We start from the raw sequence: 22331 nt of genomic DNA, 5'->3' as shown, positions 1-22331 counted from the left end.
CGAACGGCGTGCGCAGGCAGGCAACAAAGTGAGATGCCTTCGCTGACATTATTTGTTCTTTTAATTCAACATGTTTTCACCAGAATGGCCGCGATATGCCGGGTGCAGCATCGGTGACTCATGACAGGACCAGTGATATTCTGACACCACCCGCACAGCCGTTTACACCATTGCATGGCGAGGCCGAGGGGTAGAAGTAAAATCTCATCTCGCGATCAAGAGGCTCCGGATGACAGACGATACAGTCGGCGCAGGGAAATCGGCTTCATATCTTATGCCGTGCCGTTTCTTGTGGTCGGATCCTGGAATATTCGGAACAGGCTAAGGAAGATTATTCGGCAGCGGAACGCGTAATTGAATATTTGAAGGACAGGGAACGGGGATGAAAAACCGCAATTGGGTAGGGTTCAGTGGATCGGCCTTGATATGGATACTGTCCACATCGCCTGTTCTTGCAGAACAAACCTACGCAGATCTTATCGTTACCAACGGCAAGATCGTTACAGTTGACCCAAAGGACAGTATCGTTGGCAGCGTCGCCGTCGTGGGCAACCGGATCGTCGCCGTCAGCGACGACGTCCAGGCGTGGCGTGGCCCCGCGACCAAGGTGGTCGATCTGCGGGGGAGAACCATGCTGCCCGGCTTCATCGATGCGCATTCGCATGTCGAAGGCATGGCCAACGTCGAGGCCAACTTCATCAATATCCAGGCGCCGCCGCTGAAGGACGGCAAGGCGATCATTGCCAAGCTGAAGGAAGCGCAGGCCAAACTGCCGCCGGGCGCATGGTTGGTCGGTCAGGGAACCTATATGCAGGTCATGCCCTCGCGAGCGGAACTTGATGCGGCTTTTCCGGATAATCCCGTACGCCTCGACTGGAGCGCGCACGACAAGCTCATCAATCACAAAGCTGCGGTTGTGATGGGGATGGACAAGAACTGGCCGGAGCCCCCGGCAAGTTCAGGCGGCCGCTATGAACGCAATGCGCAGGGCGAAGTGGTGATCGTGCGGGATGCTCCAGCCCCGTGGCCCAAAAACCATGAGTTTACCTATCCCGAGATGAAGGAAGGCGTGCGGAAGATATTGGAGGACTTCTACCTTAAAAAAGGCGTCACCACGGTCTCCGACATGTCTCCCCCGAAAACCTATCTCGCTTATCAGGAATTGCGCAAGGAAGGCCGGTTACCGACCCGCGTGCGTGTGAACTATGTACTCCGAAATCCGAATGCCACGACTTCCCCCATGGAAGGGGCAATTACCGCAGAACAGCTCTTGTCGACCGGCATCACGACCGGGATGGGAGACGACTGGATCCGTGTCGGAGCGATCAAGCTATTCATGGATGGTGCCTGGGGAACGACCGTGGCGCTCTATCGGCCGCAATGGAAAGGTGCTGGTACGACGTGGGTGCCCAACAATTACGGCACACCCATGATGGATCAGAGCCAACTCAATGACATCGTCTTAAAGGCCCGACAGGCTGGCTGGCAGATTCAAATCCATGCGAATGGCGATCGCGCACAGGATATGACGCTTACGGCCTACGAAAATGCCAACCGATTGTTTCCAAAAGCCGACGCGAGGGACCGGATAGAGCATTTTGGTCATTATCTGACGATCGACCCTCAACGCACGCAGGAACGATTGGCGCGTTTGCAGCGCGACCATGTCATCCCCTCCCCCCAAGTCGCCTTTCTGTGGCGGTTGACGGACGTCGGTATGAAGGAACCGAACGTCAAATTTTTCGCGATGAAAACGCTGATTGGTCTCGGCCTGCACCCTCCTGGTGGCGTCGATACCGTGGGCACGCAGAATTTTGCAACATATCCGCTATTTTCCATCGAGCGAGCCGTTCATCGCGACACGAAATATGGGAAGATCGTGCAGCCGGAGGAAGCGATCAGCGTCATGGACGGCATCCGCATGTTTACGATCTGGTCGGCCGAAGCGAACTTTATGGAAAAGCAGCTAGGCTCCATTGAAACGGGTAAACTTGCTGATTTCGTCGTGCTTGCGCAGGACCCCCTGACAATCAACGCTGACAAACTCAGCGACATTCCTGTCGATATGACAATCCTGGATGGCAAGGTCGTTTATCAGCGGTGAATGGCAATTTTTAAGTAACTGTCCGCTCACATCGACGGACAGCGGGAGAGCAGATGTCAATCTGCGCCGCGCGTTCCTGATCTTCATCGAATGGATTTTGGAGCGGAAGCCTGTCGCCAAAGGAGAAGAGTATGACCGCCAGTGATCGTCTTAGGCGGGAGGCGCAGACCCGCGAACGGATGGCGACGGTGCGAGATCCCATCAATATGCTGCGGATCGTCGCTGATCATTCGCCTTCCCATGATGCCATGGTTCATTTCAGAAACGCTGACGATCTTTCACCCGTTCGCCTTGATTATGCCGCGCTTGCCGAACAGACGGCCCGGCTGGGTGCGGCGTTGCAGGGGGCCGGGATCAAGCCCGATCATGTGGTGGCCATTGTCGTGCCATCGATCCCCGAATGCATGATCGCTATCATGGCAGCGTCTTCGGTCGCCATCGCTTTCCCGGTAAATCTCCTCCTTGGCCCCGAAGCAATGGCGAGCCAATTTGCCTTGGCTAATGTGCGTGCCGTCATCGCCTTTGGGGCGAATGAGAATTCTACGCTGGATGAAACCGTGGCGAATGCCATTGCCCTGGCGGGAGGGGTCGAACTGGTCATCGAAATCGACGGCGGTTCAGGCCGCTCCGGCGCATTGCAGCGCTGTTCGGCGCAATATGCGTGGTGGCCGGATCTTTTAGGATCGGCGGACCCGGCCGCCGTCAGGATCATTCATGGAGATCGTTCCGCGGCATTGTTTCATACCGGAGGAACCACAGGCGCTCCTAAACTGGCTGATTTGAGCCTTGATGGCCTGATGGCCTCCATGCATGCGAGCGCAGCCGGAATCGGCTGGCGCTCGGACGACCGCGTGTTGCAACTGCTTCCCTTTTTCCATGTGGGCGGCGGTGTGGTCGTGGGAATGGCGCTATTCTCCACCGGATCGACATTGTTGAATTGCGGCCTTGCCGGAGCGCGGGATCGTCAAACCGTCAACGCGATCTGGGAAATTTCCGCGCGGGAAAAAGTCACCGTCATCGCTTTGGTGCCGCCGACCTGGTCGCAGGTCGCCGAACTCGGCAAGCCTGCCCTTTGGCCCGAATTGCGTGCACTGGTGACGGGAGCAACCTCCATCGGCCCCTCATTGGTGCGCAGCATCACGGAACTGACCGGCATTCCGCTTTCACAGGTGCTGGGCATGACCGAATTATCAGGTGCGGGGGGCAACCAACCTCTCGACGGAATCGAATATCAGCCAGCCATCGGAACGCCGACCCCCCTGGTCGAAACCCAGTTGGTCCCGATCGTGCCCGGCGGCCCTGACGAACTGTATGTTCGGGGACCCATGCTGTTCCGGGGTTATCGGACGGTGGAAGGTTTGATCGAGCATCCGAAAGAGAAATGGCATGCGACCGGCGATCTGGCCGAGATGACGTCAGATGGCCAGATCCGGCTGATTGGCCGCAGCAAGGACGTCATCATCCGCAGCGGCCACAATATCGACCCGCAGACGATCGAGGAAACAGTATGTCACCATCCGGCCGTTGCCATGGTGGCGGCGGTGGGGATGCCGGATGCTTATGCGGGGCAGGTTCCCGTGCTCTTCGTTACCCGGAAGCCTGGCGCTTTGGTTGAAGAAGAAGAGCTGATTGCCTTTGTAACGCAGCATATCGAGGAGCCGCCCGCCAGGCCGAAACGGATATTGCTTGTTAACAGCTTGCCACTGACCGCCGTGGGCAAGATCGCCCGCTTTCAGCTGCGTCAACAGGCTGTGGCCATGCGCGCTGTTGAAGAGTTGGCGGGATTGTCCAAAGTATTGGACATTTCATGTACCGACATAGGGGCGAGAAACGTAACGGTGATCTGGTCCGCCGATCCCGATGACAAGGAAAAGCGCGAAGCCGAAAATCTGCTGGCGCCATTTGAATTGAATGCGGATCATGAAATCATATAGGCCAGCCGATGATAATGATCAGTAACAGCTTGTTTTCGTCCATGCGCCTTCCCGTGATTGGCGCGCCGATGTTCATCATATCCAATCCCGCGCTTGTCATCGCACAATGCAAAGCGGGCATAATCGGATCGTTCCCTGCTCTCAACGCCCGGCCGCAGGCCTTACTGGACGAATGGCTGCATCAAATTACCGAAGAACTCGCAGTGTGGGACAGGGACAATCCCGACCGTCCATCCGCGCCGTTCGCCGTCAATCAAATCGTGCACCGGTCGAACGACAGACTTGGCGCAGACATGGATATGTGTGCCAAGTGGAAGGTGCCGCTCATCATTACTTCGCTCGGCTCACGCGAAGATGTGAATGTTGCGGTGAAGGGGTGGGGTGGGACCACCTTGCATGATGTCGTCGATGACCGCTTTGCGCGCAAGGCCGTGGAAAGCGGCGTGGACGGGCTGATTGCGGTCGCGACGGGAGCGGGCGGTCATGCTGGCCGACTTTCCCCTTTTGCGCTGATTCAGGAAATTCGACAGTGGTTCGACGGGCCGCTTGCACTTTCGGGTGCCATGGCAACGGGCAAAGGGATACTGGCGGCTCAAGCCATGGGCGCCGATTTCGCCTATATCGGTTCGGCCTTTATCGCCACGCCTGAGGCAAATGCCGTCCAAAGCTATAAGCATGCGGTGATCGAAGGGCGCGCCCAAGACATTGTTTATTCGCGCTATTTCACAGGCCTGCATGGCAACTACTTGAAAAGTTCCATCATGGCTGCGGGACTTGATCCGGAAAATTTGCCGGTCGGAGATCAGACGACAATGAATTTCGGCGGCGACTCTGCGGCCAAGGCATGGAAAGATATTTGGGGCGCTGGACAGGGCATTGGTGCAATTTCAAACATCGTGCCCGTATCGCAAGTTATCGCACGCTGGCAGGCAGAATATACTAAGGGCCTTTCGCTCCTGAATGCGAAAGCAGGGGCCATTTTAGATCGAGCAAGTTTATCCTGACAGAACGCCCCGCACTGATACCCGGCGAATGAAGCTGAATGAGTTTGACCTGCCTTGAAAAACTGGTCCAATTCTGAAGAGAGCCCGAAAGGGCAAAGTGAATAGAGAATTGTATCGCCGTCAGCGATTTACGGCGGAGCAGACCGTCGCGAGGCTGGCGTGAGGCGGACGTATTGGTCGGGTGGTGAGCGACGGCGGTTGGTTAGGATAGCAGAACAGCGCGGTAGAGGTGGCGCAAGGAATATGGGGGTTGAAAAAACCTAGGCGTGCCACACAAAGGTACAATCTCAGTCGTATATTTAACATAATTCTTATTCACGGCATCTCGTGTGCGCCTGATGAGGTTTATGTAACGTATATTACTTCGGTACTGTCGACCCTTTGCCGCCATTCAAGCGCCAGCTATCGTTGTCCAGATCCGGATCGTCGGCTATTCAAATGGATAGGTGAAAAAACTCACTGGCGAGAGGATGTCCATCGGCGAGTTCTGCCGCCTCAAATAGCGACGAGTCGCCAAGCGCGGCCGCAAGATGAGGTCGAACGCTAAAGGTGGCTCTCTAGTTCGGTAAGCGGTCGCGAGAGGACTTCGTAAAGTTCAGTGGCGGCAAAGCCTGCAGCAATGAGAGCGAGGACCACGAACACACCAAATTGGAATGCCGCTGACCAGCGTCGGCTGCTCTCCAATTGGCGTGCGATGCGAGCATCTGCATCCATTCTCGACTGTGCCCGGCGCTCATAGGAAGATCCGGGGTCGTTCGCAGATCGGGGGCGGGAAGCCAGGCGCGGTTCGTTGATTATGGCCGCAATGTCGAGCCTGCCCTGCGCCTGGATCCCAAAAAAGCGATCCTTTCGCCACACGACCCGCCCTATAATCGTCTGTCTCCCACGCCGGATCTCTACATAAGTGCCGCGATCAGGGGCTTCGTCAGACGCGACGAGTGCGCCACCAGAGGATAGATTGTGAATGACCACTTCGATCCAGGATGGACCCACGTGCATCCGCGCCGGTATCAACACCGTGACGTGTCTCACGAGGCTTGTATCCAATCCGTAACGCTTTGAGCACGCGACAGACTCTCCCTGATTTGTCACTGCTAAACGATCATGGTAAACAAAATGCCAAGATGAGCCTTTCGCGATAGTATGAACGGTCCGGCCATGCACGAAGATGACGTAATCGCGGGGGTGTCGGCCACGGGCCAAAGGTACGCGATTATTTCATGTTCGTGCTTTGGCGCGTAGCAGCGGATACCGACGTCGACCCTTTATGGACGCTCAGGCCCGAATCTCCATCGCTTAGGTGCGGACGGACTGCTATTCAGAATTCCCTCTGCAATTGCCGAAGCGGTTATGCTGCAGGCAGTAAATCGATCGTGATCGAAGTTGTCATGATTGTCCGGGAATATTTGTCGAGCCCTCATCGCTATCTGGACTCGCCGTCAACATTGAAGACCTTAGCAGTAAATCGGAAGCAGCGCCTGGTCCTGTGTACCGTTGTTTCGAGCAAAAGCACAGACGGCGCTTCCCTCTGATCTTTCCACCGACAAGGTGCGCGAGTCACTTGAAGCGATATTGAGCGCAGTCATGGTCGATTTCGATCCCTAGCCCGCCTTAAGTTGAAGGAAGGCATACGACGTGCTCTCAACAGCCCAGTCATCCGCGACAATTCAATAACAGCGGCGGGTCGCATTGAAGAGGTAGGGTGAAACAAAAGTCTGCGCCTGCGCGATCATTAGGCTCAGCCCAGATCCGGCCTCCGTGATTCTCGATAATCGTTCGGCAGATGGAGAGCCCAAGGCCCATACCGTTGGCCTTGGTGGTGAAGTTTGTTTTGAAGATTTCGGTCTTCAGTATGTCGGGAATACCGCTTCCGCCATCGCTTACACGGACAACAGCCCTGTTTTCGCCCGTAGGCATGGCCGATACAACAATTTGCTTGACTGATCCCGATGCTTCGCTGGCCTCGCAGGCGTTGCGAAGAAGGTTGAGAACAACCTGCTCGATCTGGACTCTGTCGATGAGAACGGCGTCGGCAGCCTCGTCGACTTCGAGTCCGATCCCTTGCCTTCCTACGCCATTGTGGCCGCACAGCTGAATGGCCTCGCTGATCGTCTCGCGGAGGCTGTCGGGCTTTCGTTCAGGCGCGGTATCGCTCGCCTGCTCGCTAAGCTTGCGAATGATCTCGGCCGCGTATTGCGCGCCTCGCTCCGCGCCTTCGACTGCTTGCAGAGCGGCTGCGCGATCATGTGGCTCGCCCGCTTCGACGTAGCGCCTTGGACATGTAACGGTTTTGTGCCGGTCACTTATCTCATTATGCCACCTTGGCTTCGAAGGCGAGCGGGCTAATGCCGCCCAGATATGAATGGCGACGACGGGCGTTGTAGAAGCCGTTGATGTATTGGAAGATGGCAGCTTCTGCCTGCCGTCGCGTTGGCCAGCGCTGCCGCCAGATGAGTTCCGCCTTCAGGGATTTGAAGAACGTCTCGACGGAGGCATTGTCGTAACAATTACCCTTGCCGCTCATTGATGGACGCAGGCCATAGGCCTGCAGCTTTTTCTGATAATCGTAAGAACAATATTGGCTGCCGCGATCCGAATGGAAAAGGCAGCCCTCTGGTGGCTGGCGCAGGCGTACCGCCATATCCAGTGCCCTGATCGCCAAATCCTTCTTCATCCTGTCGCTGACAGCCCAGCCCACGACGCGGCGGCTATGCAGATCGAGGATGACAGCGAGGTAGAGCCATCCCTCCGACGTCCAGATATAGGTGATGTCGCCGGCCCATTTACGGTTGGGCGCATCGGCGGCGAAATCGCCGTCCAGCCAGTTTGCCGCGACACCCAGGCGATGGTGGCTGTCTGTCGTAACCTTGTGTTTGCGCGTGCGGACCGGCCTGATCCCGTTGATGTTGGCTACGCCGCCCTTCGGGTCATAAGGCGCCCGACCCGGCGCTCACCCACATCGAGCCCCACCTCTTTTAACTCCATCGTCATGCGAGGACGGCCGTAGCTGCCAAGGCTCAGCCTGTATTGTTCGCGGATATGAGCCAACACCTTCATGTCCGTCCGGTCCCGGCAACTGATCGGGCGCGAGCGCCAGGAACGATAGCCGCGTTCACTGACAAGCATGACACGGCAGAGCAGTTGCCGCCAGCTATGCACGAAAGCGAACTTCACGGCCTTTGGCTCGCGAAGAACTGCGTGGCCTTTTTTAGGATTTCCCTCTCCTCCCGCAGCACGCGGTTCTCAAGGCGAAGCCGTTCATTCTCGCGCGCCAGATCTGCTTGCGGCGCTGAAACCAGATCACTGGGCCGATACTGCGACACCCACTTGTTCAGCGTCGATTTGCCAACCCCCAAATCCAACGCGACCCGCTCCCGCGGCAACCCACTGGTCAGCGCAATCCGCACCGCCTCCTGCTTGAACTCCTCGCTATGTTTGATCATCTCGTCGGTCTCCTTGAACGAGCTTTAAACTCTCAAGTGACCGGCACAAAACCGTTACATGTCCACTCCGCTAATGAGAGTTGAGGGGCAGAGCCTTGCTGGCTCTCACCAGCTCGAACTCGAAAACATCTCGCAACAGGGCATGAAGGTGCGACACGATGGATCCTTTCAACCGGGGCTCCGCGTCTGGATTCAGTTGCCAAATGGAATCGAGCGCCGAGGCGTCGTTCGTTGGGCAGACAAGCGTTCGGCGGGCCTACTGCTCGCCGACATCCTATCTGCTAATGACCTGGGAGCCGTCAGCCGTCTTCGATTCTCTCGGGGCGAAGGGTGTTCCTGATGCCTCAGGCGTAACGGTCCCAGAGTTTTCTGTGGGTGAGCGATGGGGGATCGTTCCAGCGGTGAGCCCTCTTGCTACCACCGACCCTACTTTGCCATTCAGCTGCTCATTTTTTGCTCCTAGGTCGGGATGGTCCGCTTTCCCATTTCGGGTGCCAAAAGTGATCGACTGCGGAAGGCGACGCCCTCCCGCGATCCCGACCCCCGCTATTTTTGGCTATGCCCTCGCACCAACCAAGTTATTCTCTTCTCAATCATCCGACAGATGCCCAGTGATCAAAACTTCTCCCCTATTTTGAACTCTCACCAGCCCCCAAAAAGTGCAGCTGCGTTTCATCTCGATGTTTCCGCAGATATGCCATGAATGGCGTGCCTCCGGTCCCGACAGCGGTACTGTTGCCCGAGGCGTCTTTCGCCTGCCGGTGGATATAGCTTGCTGCATATTCGAGATGGCGGGTGCGGAAACGGCCGAGACCGGCGACGCAGCTGTTATAGGCTTCGCGCAGATCTTGGTGCCCTGACGCGGTAACAAAATCGCGCAGCCGGCTCGCCTTGTGCACGCGATCGATAAAGGCGCGGTGCTGGGGCGGGCGATAGGCGTGCAATTCATCCAGGAACGAGCGAAGCGGGTCCCGCGCATGCTGGATGCCGAGCAAGGCGTCCATGGCAGGCACGATCGAACTTTGGGCACCCGTCTGGCCGCGAAACAGCTGCGGCGCGCCGCCAGCTTCGGCAACGCCCTCATATATCAGGCCACCGCCAAGAGCCGGATTGTCCTGCCAGCCGTGAATATAGGGCCGGACACGATGGAAATAGATGTACGGATCGCAACGCTCCGGCATGCGGTCGAATATCCCATTGATATCATCCCAGCCTGCACTGATCATTGTCAGGCCGCGCTCAGCCGCTCCTGCATCGTGGTGGGCCGCCGCTTCCATGAGAGCGGGGATTTCTGCCAGCATGGCGCCTGCGCGCGCCTCGATCGCAACATGAACCAGCACGAACCACGCTTCGTCCTGGCCGCCAAGAAAATGCTGAACCATATAGAGATTGTCCAATGCAATGGGGCCTGACCGGTCCAGCCGGTCCCAATTGTCCAGCACATAGGCCGAATAGGTGAGCAGCGGCTTCTGTCCGAGCCGCCGGGCGAGCGCCCATATAGGCACCGCCAGCGGCGCGGGAAGCGAGGCGGGAACCCCATCTTCGCCCCACACATAGGCCTGAACCAGAAAGGCATAGCGCACAAAGGCGGTGCGGATCTGAGGCTCTGGCGCGTCCGCGCAGAAAGATGTCAGCTCCAGCAGGGGAAGTTGCTCAAGATGAGACCGGATGCGGCCGGTGGGCAGCAGGCGCGGCAGATCATGCGCCGCTTGCGCAATCGAAGCCAGATCGTCTGGCAGCGAAACGTCAGCCATATCATAGGCGCACAGGAAGCCGCGTTGGCTGCTGATGGCATGATCGGCGATGTCGAGGATCGGTGTCATAGACTGCCCCCTCCATTCGGCGGCCCAAACCCTATCTGGGCACGAAATGGGACCAGACAAGGGCCATGCCCGACAGCCGCCCCGCCTTCCGTTCCTGCCTCACCGATCGATCCCGCTGCTTTCGCCGCGGGTCCGTGCTATAAGGAAAAGCTGCCATCCCTCCGGGCATCACCCATTGGCAAAGGGATGGCAAGGTGGAATGCCAGTGAGGCATTGGACGATCCTTTTCCGGTGCGGCGTCAGCCGCCTTCTTGCCCAATTGGGCAGCATCATCCTGCTGTGCCTTTGCGTCACGCAATCCGGGCCATCGGCCACCGCCGCGCCTGCACCTGCACCTGTCATCATCCTCAATCTCGACGGTGTGGTGGGTCCGGCGACGGCGGATTATGTCCGCAAGGGTCTCCGCTCCGCTGCCGCGCGCAAGGCGCCACTTGTCATCCTTAGAATGGATACGCCCGGCGGCCTCGACACATCCATGCGCGTCATCATCCGGGCGATCCTCGCCTCGCCCGTTCCCGTCGCTTCCTACGTCTCCCCCAGCGGCGCGAGGGCAGCGAGCGCCGGGACGTTCATCCTCTACGCCAGCCATGTTGCGGCGATGGCGCCCGGCACCAACATGGGTGCCGCCACTCCCGTTCATATCGGCGGCATGATGCCGACACCGGACAAGGATCAGGCGAAAAAGAGTCCCAATCCCATGGAAGCGAAAGCGGTCAACGACGCCGCCGCCTTCATCCGGTCCCTGGCGGAGCTTCGCGGCCGCAATGCCAGCTGGGCGGAAAAGGCCGTCCGCGACGCCGCCAGCATTCCGTCTTCAGTGGCCTTGCGCACGCATGTCATCGATATGGAGGCACGAGATACCGCTGACCTGCTGCGCCAGCTGGACGGCAGGACCGTCAAGATCGGCGCCCGCACCGTGAAGATCGACGTCGCGCACCGCGCTGTCGAGGAAATCGCACCGGACTGGCGGACGCGGCTGCTGGCGACGATCACCGATCCCAATGTCGCGCTGATCCTGATGACCCTGGGCGTTTACGGATTGATCTTCGAATTCATGAATCCGGTGTCCTTCCTGCCCGGAACGCTGGGCGCGATCTGCCTGCTCACCGGACTTTACGCCCTCGCTGCCCTCCCGGTGAACTTCGCAGGCGTTGCCCTGATTGTCCTTGGTATCGGCCTGGTGGTTGCAGAAGGCTTTCTCTTTTCCCACGGCGTTTTGGGCATTGGCGGATGCGTGGCCTTTGCGCTCGGCGCCGCGATGCTGATCGACACCGACACATCGGCCTTTCGCATCTCCTGGCCGCTGATCGCGGGACTGTCCCTGGCGACGGCCGCCTTCGTCCTTCTGGTTGTCCGCACGGCGCTCGGCGCGCGAAAACGCCGGATCGTAAGCGGCGCGGAAGAGATGACAGGCGCCATCGGTGTCGTGCAGGATTGGAGCAGCGGCAAGGGCCATGTGTTCGTCCATGGCGAGCGTTGGGCAGCCGCCGGCCAAGGGGCGTTTGCTCAGGGCCAACTGGTCCGGATCGTCAGAATTGCGGGGCTCACGGTCGAAGTGACCAGCGACGCGGCCAAGGAGGTTTAAATGCTCACGGATCTCGCCTTCTATCTCCCGCCGATCATTATACTGTTGCTGTTCCTGTCGGCAGCGATACGGATATTGCGCGAATATGAGCGCGGCGTCATATTCACGCTGGGCCGCTTTACCGGCATCAAGGGACCGGGGCTGATCATCCTCATTCCCTTCGTCCAGCAAATGGTCCGCACCGACCTGCGCATGACCGTGCTCGACGTGCCCCCGCAGGACGTGATTTCCCGCGACAATGTTTCGGTTCGGGTCAATGCCGTGATCTACTTCCGCATCATCGACCCGGAACGTGCGATCATTCAGGTGGAGGATTTCCTCACCGCCACAAGCCAGCTCGCCCAGACCACCTTGCGATCGGTCCTCGGCAAGCATGAACTGGACGAAATGCTCGCCGAGCGGGACAGGCTCAACAATGACGTTCAGGAAATTCTCGACAGCCAGATCGCGGCCTGGGGCATCAAGGTCGCGAATGTCGAGATCAAGCAGGTCGATATCACCGAAACCATGATCCGCGCCATCGCCCGGCAGGCTGAAGCCGAGCGCGAGCGACGAGCCAAGATCATCAATGCCGAAGGCGAACGCCAGGCCGCACAGCAATTGCTGGAGGCGGCCACCATCCTTGGGCAACGGCCGGAAGCGATGCAGTTACGCTATCTCGGTTCACTGAACTTCATCGCGGGCGACAAGAACTCGACCATTGTTTTCCCATTTCCCATCGAGTTCGCTCAATGGCTCAAGGACGCGCCCACCTCTGAAAGTGGCAGTTTCAGCCGCCCCAACGAGCGTCAGGGAGGCTAATGACCGCGCAGCGACCGCCATATTGTCCTATCGCCGATTATCGTGGGCCAGATGCCAGCATTCTGTGCGCCGCCTAAAAGCGCTCGCGAATTCTGCCATCTAAAGTGGAACGGGACGCAGGCGACCCATCTTTGTCGTACAGGGACCAATTTTCGCTCTCCACGTCCGGACGGACAGCTATTCGGGACTGGACGACAAGACTGATCGGTTGCGGTGCGTCCGGTTTAAGCTGGAACCACTGCCCAAGCCGACTTCTCACCCCCAATCCATGGCCGCAAGCGATCGGGGCTTGCTTATCAGTTCTCATCTAAATCGGATCCGCGTTCATGACCGCACCGATGGCACATGCCGTCATGTTGTCCTGCACCCATGAGTTCGGCCCGGCATTTTGATCGCTCGCATTTCTCCCGAACAGCGGAGGTGGGCTTTTGACATGCAAGGCATTGGATCGTGAGGCCGTCCGGCAAGAGATACGCAGTGGGCGCGCTCAGGCCAAACAGGCCGTCGCGTGTCGCTGCTTCCTTGCGGTACCCGTGGCAGAGGTACCGAAGATCTTTCACGCGTATTCCAAATAGCGCCCGAAATTTAGCTGGCGGCATCAGGCTAACATCGTCACTCCACATCTGTAGCACGCCGTAGGCCGGGTTCCAGAATTTATCGCCAAAGCCGGCAGCGCGGTCATGGTGGGCGACCAGAATTCGGTCCGAAAGCCAGTTACGATCCGGCCACAGCTCGAGGAACTGATCCAGCAGGCTGTGCATCATCTTGATCGGATACAGTGCCGCCGCCATACGGCGCACGCGCTTACCGCGAAGATGGAGAAGGCAAGCAAGGCCGAGCTGCGGGAGCAGCTGCGATCGCTGGGCTCAGCCATCCTCGTCCATCCCGATCGCATTGAGGGCACGATCAGCCAGCGCCTGCTGGTTGCGGTGCTGGACAAGACCTCGCCCGAATCGCAAGATGATGGCATCCGCTTGCCTCTGATCATCCGCACCAAGGTCGATCGGCGCGGGCATAATCTGAAGCTGATCTTGCGCTCGGACAAGCAGCAGCCGGCCAAGGTCAATCCGACGCTGATCCAGCTGCTCTGCAAAGCGGAAGCTGCTCGAGCGCAACTATTCGCCGATGGCGAGGCAGCGCCGCGTGACTTGAAGTTGGAGCGCTTGGCCCGACTGGCTTTCTTCGCGCCCGACATCATGAGCGCGATCATGGAGGGACGCCATCCACCAGCTCTCACGACGCGGCGCATGATGCAGCTGCCCCGCATCCCGCGCGACTGGCGCAGCCAGCGTAAAGTGCTGGGCTTCTGACATCCATTCCAGAAAATCCGGTACCACTTGAATCGGCCCCGTGAGACGCGGGGCCTTTTTTGTGAGGTTGGCGCGCGAAGGGGCGGTCTCTGCTACCGAGATTTTTGACCCTCAGGCGAAAGCGCGCGGAACCGCCCCATTTCTGAGGCAATCTCAAGACCAGGCGGTAAGTTACTGTAGCATAGGAATGACTGGCTGGGGCGGCAGGATTCGAACCTGCGCATGGCGGCATCAAAAGCCGCTGCCTTACCGCTTGGCGACGCCCCAGCATGTGTGCGGCGATGCCGCGCGGGACGGCATATAGCGTCTGTTGCGCGAAAGGAAAGCCTAGTCATGTCACTATGGCTTCGCCAATATGCGGGCTTCGAAATCTTCCTGGACGCCCCGCATGAATGCAAACAGTTCGCCCGCCAATGCACCGGTTTCGCAGATCACGCCTGCGTCGCCTCTCTTCCTGCGGGAGGATGAGATTCGGCGGGGGATCGAGATGCTGTATTTCGGCTATTCCGCACTTACCCGGTCGATCGATGACGGACTTGCGGCACAGGGGCTGGGGCGTGCGCATCACCGCGCGCTGTATTTTATTTCGCGTCAGCCGGACCTGACGGTGAAGGAGTTGCTGCGCCTACTGTCCATCACCAAGCAGTCGCTGGGGCGGGTGCTCAATGACCTTATAGAGCGTGGCTATATTGAAACGCGGCAGGGGGCGAGCGACCGGCGGCAGAAGCTGTTGCGGCTCAGCGCGTCGGGCAAGATGCTGGAGGCCGAGTTGTTCCGCGCGCTGCGTGAAAAGATGGCGGCGGCTTATGCGCAGGCGGGGCAGGGGTCGGTGACGGGCTTCTGGCGGGTGCTGGAGGGGCTGATCCCCGACGCGGATCGATCGATGGTTTCCGGCCTGCGCAGCCGCTGATCCAAAGGCAACCATAAGGCTGGCTAACGGTTTGGCTCATGCGTTTGACAGCAAGATGAGGGAAGCATGAAAGCATCAATTGTGGCCGCTTTGGTGATTGTCTCGGGGATGGGCCTGTCCGCCTGCTCGGAAAAGGCAGCTGACAGCCTCGAGAATGCGGGATCGGCGATTGGCAATGACGTCAGCCGGGCGGTCGATCAGGCAGGAGCGAAGATCGACAATGGTCTCGATCATGCCGAGCGGGCGATCGACAGGGGCACGAACGAGATCGGTGCGGCGACGAGTAACGCCACACAGGATGCAAGGCGCGAAGCCCGGGAAGCGAAGGAAGATGCGGGCGCCGCTATGGAACGCGCGGGGAATGACTTGAAGAGGGATTGAACAAGTGGCGTGAGTCTCATGGCCAAGATCCTCTCGCCCGATCACTCACGCTGGAGATTGGCCGGATAACTGGCTGAGCGCTGCGGCAACATAGCGGCGGCGCTCAGGGTCCCGGCTGATCTCCAGCATGGCGCACAGGCTCCCACGGGCGGCTTCCACCTCGCCATGTTCCAACTGCAGTCGGGCAAGCGCCCACCAGCCTGCATCATGTTCGGGTGCAACCACCGTCATGCGCTCATAAATCGAGCAGGCCCGCCATGTGTCGCTCGCCTGTTCCGCCCGAGTGGCCTGATTGAGGAGCAGGCGCACAAGTGTCATGCGGTTCGACATCGGCTCAAGGGTCGAAACGTCTTGCCTGCCCGTCGACGCGGCGACCGTGAGAAGCCCGGCCACTTGCCCGGCCTGCACCAGCGCGCCGCTGCGGAAAGGATCGATGATGGCCGTAGCCTCATCAGGCCCGATGCTGACCAGGACATGGCCGGGCGTGTTCAGCGCATGCGCTTGCCATCCGGCGCGCCGGGCGGCGGCGACATAGAGGATGGAAAGGCTGACCGGCAGCCCCCTCCGACGATCCAGCACCCGGATCATATCGCCGTTTATTGGCGCGTCGTAGGTCAGGCTATCGCCTTCAAAGCCGAACTGGCCGCTGAATATATGCGCGAGAAGGGCACCCTGTGCTGCTCCCGTTTGCAGATCATCGTCGTCGATGTCCGCTCGTTCCGCCTCGATCGCGTCGCCGATCTCGCGCAGCGAGGCCAGATAGGGTTCGACGTCGATCCCTTCATGGTCAAGAGCGCTCAGCATCAAGGCGGCGCTGTCCAGTTCGATCTCTTCGTCAGCCAGCAGGCCGATATAAGCGATGCTCTCGTTCATGCGCGCACCGGGCAGTGAGCCGTAGGCGACAGCCGATGGGATCGGAAGAAAGCGGCAGTGAATTTTTCCATGCCTCCTACATGGTGGCTGCTGCGCGAATTTGCACCATCTATGGTAGGAAAGGGCATGGCGAAGCGGAAAAGACAATATCTGACAGCAACGATGCCGGATGGATATGTGAAGCGGATCGGGCCTACGACCGACCCCTTCACCCATTATTGGCGGATCGTTGCCGAACTGGAAAATGGCAAAACCGAAATATTCTGGGGTCATGTCAAATCGCTCGCCGAAGCGAAGAGGAAACGCGCGGCGGCAGAGGAGGCTTCAAAGATGCGCGGGTGGCGCAGTTTCCTGTTCGAAATCGCCGAACTGACTGTCGAGCCCGTCTGAAACAGCCCCGCTATTTTCCTCACACAGCTTGCCACTACAGTGCAGTAATGCATTGGGATCAAACGGTTTGCTGATCAGCAACCGATCCTGAAACTGTTCAGGCAGGCTCTCGCGCCCATACCCTGTGACGAAGGCGAAAGGTATCTCCCTTTCCGACAGCGCAGCCGCCACATCATCAACCGGCATGCCTTGCAGATTGCCATCCAGCAACGCCGCGTCAAAGCCCGCATGCTGCATCAACGCCACAGCCTCTTGCGCACATCCCGCTATGGTGACGGAGGCCGCACCATCCTCCAAAATGCTGGCAATCTCCATCGCAACCAGCGGTTCATCCTCGATAATGAGGAAACTGCGCCCCGCTATCGCCCCGCCATGCACAGCCAACGCCTCTTCGCTCAGATTTATGGCGGCACTGGCAGTGTTGATGCGGCTGATCCGTGGCCCGCACGGCAGCGTCATGGTCCAGCAAACCCCGCTTTCCTCATATTCCACGCTGGCCTGGCCGCCTTCCGCCTTCAGGCTGCGTTCTATGAGGGCCGTGCCAAACCCTCTGCGTGACGGCGGAGTAACGGGCGGCCCGCCGCTTTCGAGCCAGCGTATCGACAGCCGGTCCCGCTCCATCTTCCACGATAGCGAAACCCTCCCCGCCGGGATGCAAAGCGCGCCATATTTATGCGCGTTGGTCACCAGCTCATGCAGGATGAGTGCGACGTGCAAAGCCAGTTCAGGCGCCAGTTCCAGTTCCGGCCCCTCGATGGTCAGCTGTCCAAGATCGATAGCGCCAATGTCGATCTGCCCATTGACCAGTTCCCGCAGCGACGCGCCTTGCCACGTCGTGCTGCTCAGCAATGAGTGCGCGCGGGCGAGGGCATGGATGCGCCCGGTGAAGGTTGGCGCAAAGTCCGACGGACCCGACGAATGCCGCAACGTCTGCACCGCGATCGCCTGAACCGAGGCGAGGGTGTTTTTGACCCGATGGTTGAGTTCCCCGATCAGCAGGCGCTGCGTATCCTCGGCCCGCTTCCTTTCGGTGACATCCAGCACCTGGACATTGACCGACACGAGCCGCCCCTGACCATTGAGCAGCGCAGAGCAATAGCATTCGCATTCCAGCGTCGGCCCCTCGGCCGTCCGCATGCGCAGATGCTGGACCGCGCGAACGGATCGCCCGGCGATGAGGTCACTCATCAAGGCGTCGAACCTGGCCTCGTCTTCCGGGTCGATCCATTTCAGCTCGTCCGCCTTGAAGCCGGCGACTTCCGGCGCCCGCCATCCAAACAGCCGCTCTGCCCCGTTTGACCAGGCCACGATGTGCCTCCCGGCATCGAATTCGATGATCGCCAGCGGGGAATTGTCACTATGGGCATGCAGCCGGGCGAGCGCGGCGGCAATCTCATCGCGCTGCCGGGCCAGTTCCTGACGCTGCTCGAATAGCTCGACGAAAACCGCCGTCTTGTTACGCAGGATATGCGCGTCGACCGGCTTCAGCAGATAATCGACCGCGCCTGCCTCATACCCGCGAAAGCGGCGCCGTTCATCGGTCGCGACCGCCGTCAGGAATATGATCGGGACCCTGCGTGTCCGTTCGGTGCCGCGCATCAGTTCGGCGAGTTCAAAGCCGTCCATGCCCGGCATCTGCACGTCCAGCAGGGCCAGCGCGACATCATGCACCAGCAGCAGCTCGAGTGCCTGCACGCCAGAACGCGCCTTTAGCAATTCGACGCCTTCCCCGGTGAACAGGGCATCCAGCGCCACCAGATTTTCCTCAACATCATCGACAGCCAGGATCTTGGGCTTTTCAGGCGGCATGGCGCAGATCCTCCATATCCTTGACGTTGCGGCGGTAGATTTTTTCAGCCTCGTGGAAGTCGGCAAACGCTTCAGAATATCGGGAAAAACGTAGCGTTTCCTTCGACCCAAGCCCGAGGAACCCGCCGCGCACCAGCGATCCGCCGAACAGCCCAAGCGCACGGTCCTGCAATTCCCGATCGAAATAGATCAGCACATTGCGGCTCGACACCAGCTGCACTTCGGCAAACACCTCGTCGCTGGCGAGATTATGCTCAGCGAACACCGCGCGACGGCGCAGCGTCTTGTCGAACACCGCCGCGCCATAGGCTGCGGTATAATAGTCGGACAGCGATTGCTTGCCGCCAGCCAGCCGGTGATTTTCCGTGAACTGCGCGATGCGGTCGAGATCATAGATTCCGGCCTCCGCCTTCTTGAGCGCGGCGGGGCTGATGTCCGTGCAATAAAAGATCGTGCGATCCTCCAGCCCTTCTTCCCGGAACAGGATCGCCAGCGAATAAAATTCCTCGCCATTGGCGCAGCCCGCGATCCAGATCTTGAGCGAAGGATAGGTGCGAAGGTGGGGCACCACCATTTCGCGCAACGCCCGGAAATAAGCCGGATCACGGAACATCTCGCTCACCTGGATGGTCAGGAAACCCATTAGGTCTGCGAACACCGCCGGGTCGCGCAGCAGCAGATGCTGGAGTTGCGACAGGCTTTCGCATTCATGCCGCTGCTGCGCGCGAGCAAGGCGGCGATGCAACGAACCACGCGAATAGCCGCGAAAATCATAATGATAATGCCGCCACAGCGCCTCCAGCAGCAAATCGAGTTCCAGCTCCTCGTGGGGTGCGAAAACCTCCTCGCTCATCGCGGCATCCACACGCGCGTGAGGCTCAGCAGCTTATCGACATCGAGCGGCTTGGCGAGATAGTCGTTCGCGCCCGCGTCCAGGCAATCCTGCTGGTCGCGCGCCATCGCCTTGGCGGTCAGCGCGATGATCGGCATCTGCCGACCCCATGGCTGCGAGCGGATTTCGCGCGTGGCGGTCAGGCCGTCCATCTCCGGCATCATCACGTCCATCAGTACCAGATCGACCGGATCGGAAAGCCCGCGCGCCGCCTCGTCCAGCGTCTGGAGCGCCTCGCGCCCGTTGCGCGCGATACGTACCTTCGCCCCATGCGGCTCGAATATGGAGGTGAGGGCATAGACGTTGCGAATATCGTCCTCAACCACCAAGATTTCGCGTCCATCCAGCGCGGCGTCGCGGTTCAATGACTTGGCGATCAGCGCCTGTTGCGGTTCGGGCAGGTCCGACACGACCTGATGCAGGAACAGCGTCACCTCATCCAGCAGCCGTTCGGGCGACTTCGCGCCCTTGACGATGATCGACTTGCTGTAGCGCCGCAGCCGCATCTCCTCTTCCTGGGCGAGGTCGCGCCCGGTGTAGACGATCACGGGTGGGAAGCCGACGGCTTCGTCAGCGCTCAGACGCTCCAGCAGGTCGAGGCCGGTCGCGTCGGGCAGGTTAAGGTCCAGCACCATGCAGTCGAATGTTTCGCGGCCAAGCAGTTCGAAACATCGCGCGGCGGAATGCGCCTCCACCGTTTCGACATCGCGCGACGCCAGCAGCAGCTTGACGCTTTCGGCCTGCTGGGCATCATCCTCCACCACCAGCACGCGGCGCATGCGCTGCGCCATGCGTGCTTCCAGCCCTTCGAGCATCTCGACCAGCGCGTCGCGCTTCACCGGCTTGAACAGATAACCGATGGCGCCGCTTGAAAGGGCTGCCTGACTGTCATCATCCACCGACACCACATGAACTGGGATATGGCGGGTGCGCACGTCCCGCTTGATCCGGTCCAGCACGGACAGGCCGGTATGATCGGGCAGGTTCATGTCCAGAATGACGGCATTGGGCACATATTGCCGCGCCATCAGAGCGCCCTCATCCGCGGTGCTGGCAATCAGGCACTGAAAATTCAGTTCGTGCGCGACATCGCAGAGGATCTTGGCGAAGACAGGATCATCCTCAACGATCAGGATGACGCGGGCGTCCCCAGACAATCTTTCGCGATCATCCTGCGCAGCGGGGCCTCGGCGCGGGCGGCTGGGCTTGGGATTGGATGGCGCGGATCGGAACTGCTCGGCAGGCCGTATCCTGTCCGCCGCCGCCGCCGCCGCCGCCGCGCCGTCATATCGCTCGGGCAGGATCAGCGTGAAGGCGCTGCCTTCGCCTGCGGTGCTTTCCACCTGCACTTCGCCTCCCAGCAACCGGGCGAGTTCACGCGAAATGGAAAGGCCAAGGCCAGTGCCGCCATATTTCCGGCTGACCGTGCCGTCCGCCTGGCGGAACGCTTCGAAAATCACCTGCTGCTGCTCGGCCGGGATGCCGACGCCTGTATCGCGCACGGTAAAGGCAATACGCCCATCGGGCGTGCCGTTGACGCTCAGCTTGACCGATCCGCGCTCGGTAAACTTGATCGCGTTCGACAGGAAATTCTTCAGCACCTGCTCGATCCGCTGAGGATCGCTTTCCATCTCGGCTGGCGCGTTGGGGGAGGGGCTTGCGTCAAAGGTCAGCCCCTTGGACTGGGCGGAGGGCGCGAATATCGCTTCCATCTTCTCGGTGAGCGCGCGGATGCTCATGCGGCGGGGCTGCAGTTCCAGCTTGCCTGCCTCGATCTTCGAAATGTCGAGAATGTCGTTGATCAAGGTCAGCAGGTCATTGCCCGACGTTTCGATCGTCTCGGCATGGCGGACCTGGTCGGGGGAAAGATTGCCACCGCGATTTTCGGCCAGCAACCTCGCCATGATCAACAGCGAATTCAATGGGGTGCGCAGTTCATGGCTCATGTTCGCCAAAAACTCGGATTTATAGTGGCTCGCCTGTTCCAGTTCGCCAGCTTGGTTCTCCAGCGACCGCTGTGTGCGCGTCAGGTCGTCGCGCTGGATTTCCAGCTGCCGCGCCTGTTCTTCCAGCTGGGCATTGGTCTGTTCCAGCTCCGCCTGTTGTGTTTCCAGCCTTGTGGCCGATTCCTGCAACTGACGGCTTTGCTGCTCCAACTCCTCATTATTGGCGCGCAGCTCCTCGCTCTGCGCCTGCAATTCCTCCGCCTGCTGCTGTGTTTCCTCCAGCAATTCGCGCAGGCGCGCACGATATTTGCCGGAACGAATGGCGACGCCCAACTGCCCCCTGATCCTGTCCAGCAACGCCAGGGCATCGCCATCGGCATCCTTGGGAAGTCCGAGTTCCATGACGGCATTGATCGTGCCGTCCGCCTGCGTGGTGCTGATCAGTAGGCTGTCCGGTTTTGATTGGCCCAGCGCCGACCCATAGGACAGATAGCCCTCGGGCACGTCTTTCAGGAAAAAGCTGCGGCGATCACTCACCGCCTGTCCGAGCAATCCGTCTCCCACCGAAAAGCGTTCGGGCAGGGGCGCATCGGCGGGAACGGCGTAGGTGGCGTAGCGGCGGAAGCCCTCGCCATTGGCGATATAGAGCGCCCCTGCCTGCGCCTTAAGATAATCGGCCATGAACGTAAGAGCGCTCGACGCCAGCGTATCCAGCGGCTGCTCCCCGCCTACTGCCTTGGCAAGGCCGACTTGCCCATTTTGCAACCATTCCTCCCGCGATATCGCGAGCCGGTTGCGGATGAACAGGACGCCGACAATCGCCAGAATCCAGCAGGTCACGCCCGCCAGCGAACGGTTGGTAATGGCGACTTGAGAATCGACACCGACCGGGGCGAGGGTGAAGCCGACGATCATCAATAGTGTCGCGGCTGTTGCAACAACGATCGGGACTAGTGGACGCCGGGCAACATAGGACAGCACGAGCGGCAGCAAATATGCCACCCATACGGCGGTTCCCAACGGAAAGATTATATCGGCGAGAAAGGGGAGCGCGAGCAGGACGGCCAACGCCGCATAAAGCCCGGCCTGCGTGATCGACGATTTGATTTGCTGCATTTTAAAAAAA

General features: G+C 59.6%; 18 protein-coding genes, 1 tRNA gene and 1 pseudogene. 10 read left to right on the top strand and 10 right to left on the bottom strand.

The window, feature by feature from the left end; genetic code table 11:
• The first annotated feature begins 382 nt into the window (after nucleotides 1–382).
• The 3 genes from ACZ51H_RS13370 (at nucleotide 383) to ACZ51H_RS13360 (ending at nucleotide 5042) form a co-directional block, all read left to right on the top strand.
• Nucleotides 383–2104, top strand: coding sequence for an amidohydrolase (locus tag ACZ51H_RS13370; RefSeq protein WP_460986301.1), 1722 nt, complete (start codon nucleotides 383–385; stop codon nucleotides 2102–2104).
• A 131-nt stretch (nucleotides 2105–2235) separates the two neighbouring features.
• Entirely contained in the window at nucleotides 2236–4038 is a 1803-nt protein-coding gene (locus tag ACZ51H_RS13365; protein ID WP_464803265.1) for an AMP-binding protein, read from the top strand.
• 14 nt (nucleotides 4039–4052) lie between these two features.
• Nucleotides 4053–5042, top strand: a complete 990-nt coding sequence (locus ACZ51H_RS13360) for an NAD(P)H-dependent flavin oxidoreductase (RefSeq protein WP_464803264.1) — start codon at nucleotides 4053–4055, stop codon at nucleotides 5040–5042.
• A 543-nt stretch (nucleotides 5043–5585) separates the two neighbouring features.
• Here ACZ51H_RS13360 and ACZ51H_RS13355 read toward each other — a convergent pair.
• From ACZ51H_RS13355 to ACZ51H_RS13345, 3 genes and pseudogenes are all read right to left on the bottom strand, one after another.
• A complete protein-coding gene (locus ACZ51H_RS13355; RefSeq protein WP_464803476.1) occupies nucleotides 5586–6041 on the bottom strand; it encodes a PilZ domain-containing protein in 456 nt (151 codons plus the stop codon).
• A 654-nt stretch (nucleotides 6042–6695) separates the two neighbouring features.
• On the bottom strand, nucleotides 6696–7046 hold the full coding sequence (locus ACZ51H_RS13350) for an ATP-binding protein (protein ID WP_464803475.1): 351 nt from the start codon (nucleotides 7044–7046) through the stop codon (nucleotides 6696–6698).
• A 307-nt stretch (nucleotides 7047–7353) separates the two neighbouring features.
• Nucleotides 7354–8485 (bottom strand): annotated as a pseudogene (locus ACZ51H_RS13345) (IS3 family transposase).
• Between the two features lie 58 nt (nucleotides 8486–8543).
• Here ACZ51H_RS13345 and ACZ51H_RS13340 point away from each other — a divergent pair.
• The gene (locus ACZ51H_RS13340; protein ID WP_464803263.1) at nucleotides 8544–8825 is read left to right on the top strand and encodes a PilZ domain-containing protein; all 282 of its coding nucleotides are present in this window, start codon (nucleotides 8544–8546) and stop codon (nucleotides 8823–8825) included.
• Nucleotides 8826–9114: 289 nt separating this feature from the next.
• Here the strand turns inward: ACZ51H_RS13340 and ACZ51H_RS13335 are convergent, their stop codons facing one another.
• On the bottom strand, nucleotides 9115–10308 hold the full coding sequence (locus tag ACZ51H_RS13335) for a PrnB family protein (RefSeq protein WP_464803262.1): 1194 nt from the start codon (nucleotides 10306–10308) through the stop codon (nucleotides 9115–9117).
• 199 nt (nucleotides 10309–10507) lie between these two features.
• Between ACZ51H_RS13335 and ACZ51H_RS13330 the strand changes: the two genes are divergently transcribed.
• On the top strand, nucleotides 10508–11893 hold the full coding sequence (locus tag ACZ51H_RS13330) for an NfeD family protein (protein ID WP_464803261.1): 1386 nt from the start codon (nucleotides 10508–10510) through the stop codon (nucleotides 11891–11893).
• The gene (locus ACZ51H_RS13325; protein ID WP_464803260.1) at nucleotides 11894–12694 is read left to right on the top strand and encodes a slipin family protein; all 801 of its coding nucleotides are present in this window, start codon (nucleotides 11894–11896) and stop codon (nucleotides 12692–12694) included.
• A gap of 296 nt (nucleotides 12695–12990) precedes the next feature.
• Here the strand turns inward: ACZ51H_RS13325 and ACZ51H_RS13320 are convergent, their stop codons facing one another.
• Nucleotides 12991–13485 carry a hypothetical protein gene (locus ACZ51H_RS13320; RefSeq protein WP_464803259.1) on the bottom strand — a complete coding sequence of 165 codons (495 nt, stop codon included), beginning with the start codon at nucleotides 13483–13485 and terminating at the stop codon, nucleotides 12991–12993.
• A 24-nt stretch (nucleotides 13486–13509) separates the two neighbouring features.
• On the opposite strand from ACZ51H_RS13320, the gene ACZ51H_RS13315 reads away from it, so the two are divergent.
• Nucleotides 13510–14004, top strand: a complete 495-nt coding sequence (locus ACZ51H_RS13315; protein ID WP_464803258.1) for a hypothetical protein — start codon at nucleotides 13510–13512, stop codon at nucleotides 14002–14004.
• Nucleotides 14005–14196: 192 nt separating this feature from the next.
• Here ACZ51H_RS13315 and ACZ51H_RS13310 read toward each other — a convergent pair.
• Nucleotides 14197–14271 (bottom strand) — tRNA-Gln (locus ACZ51H_RS13310).
• Between the two features lie 121 nt (nucleotides 14272–14392).
• Here ACZ51H_RS13310 and ACZ51H_RS13305 point away from each other — a divergent pair.
• Entirely contained in the window at nucleotides 14393–14914 is a 522-nt protein-coding gene (locus ACZ51H_RS13305) for a MarR family winged helix-turn-helix transcriptional regulator (protein ID WP_449469244.1), read from the top strand.
• Between the two features lie 66 nt (nucleotides 14915–14980).
• Complete coding sequence (locus ACZ51H_RS13300; RefSeq protein ID WP_464803257.1) at nucleotides 14981–15295, top strand: hypothetical protein; 315 nt, start codon at nucleotides 14981–14983, stop codon at nucleotides 15293–15295.
• 45 nt (nucleotides 15296–15340) lie between these two features.
• Here the strand turns inward: ACZ51H_RS13300 and ACZ51H_RS13295 are convergent, their stop codons facing one another.
• Nucleotides 15341–16168, bottom strand: a complete 828-nt coding sequence (locus ACZ51H_RS13295) for a transglutaminase family protein (protein ID WP_464803256.1) — start codon at nucleotides 16166–16168, stop codon at nucleotides 15341–15343.
• Between the two features lie 126 nt (nucleotides 16169–16294).
• Here ACZ51H_RS13295 and ACZ51H_RS13290 point away from each other — a divergent pair, with 126 nt between their 5' ends.
• Nucleotides 16295–16558: a hypothetical protein gene (locus ACZ51H_RS13290; RefSeq protein ID WP_464803255.1), complete on the top strand. Its 264-nt coding sequence runs from the start codon at nucleotides 16295–16297 to the stop codon at nucleotides 16556–16558.
• Here the strand turns inward: ACZ51H_RS13290 and ACZ51H_RS13285 are convergent.
• From ACZ51H_RS13285 to ACZ51H_RS13275, 3 genes are read right to left on the bottom strand one after another with little or no spacing between them, the layout of a single operon-like run.
• Nucleotides 16493–18367 (bottom strand): response regulator, encoded by a 1875-nt coding sequence (locus ACZ51H_RS13285; protein WP_464803254.1) that lies wholly within the window; start codon nucleotides 18365–18367, stop codon nucleotides 16493–16495. The two genes, ACZ51H_RS13290 and ACZ51H_RS13285, sit on opposite strands and share 66 nt — an antisense overlap.
• Nucleotides 18357–19220, bottom strand: a complete 864-nt coding sequence (locus ACZ51H_RS13280) for a CheR family methyltransferase (RefSeq protein ID WP_449469249.1) — start codon at nucleotides 19218–19220, stop codon at nucleotides 18357–18359. The genes ACZ51H_RS13285 and ACZ51H_RS13280 overlap by 11 nt, the downstream gene beginning before the upstream one ends.
• Nucleotides 19217–22321, bottom strand: a complete 3105-nt coding sequence (locus tag ACZ51H_RS13275; RefSeq protein ID WP_464803253.1) for a response regulator — start codon at nucleotides 22319–22321, stop codon at nucleotides 19217–19219. Before ACZ51H_RS13275 ends, ACZ51H_RS13280 begins: the two co-directional genes overlap by 4 nt.
• Nucleotides 22322–22331: the final 10 nt, after the last annotated feature.

It is taken from the genome of Sphingobium sp. TomMM15 (genome assembly GCF_055397045.1).
This window is presented reverse-complemented; position numbering and strand designations above follow the sequence as displayed.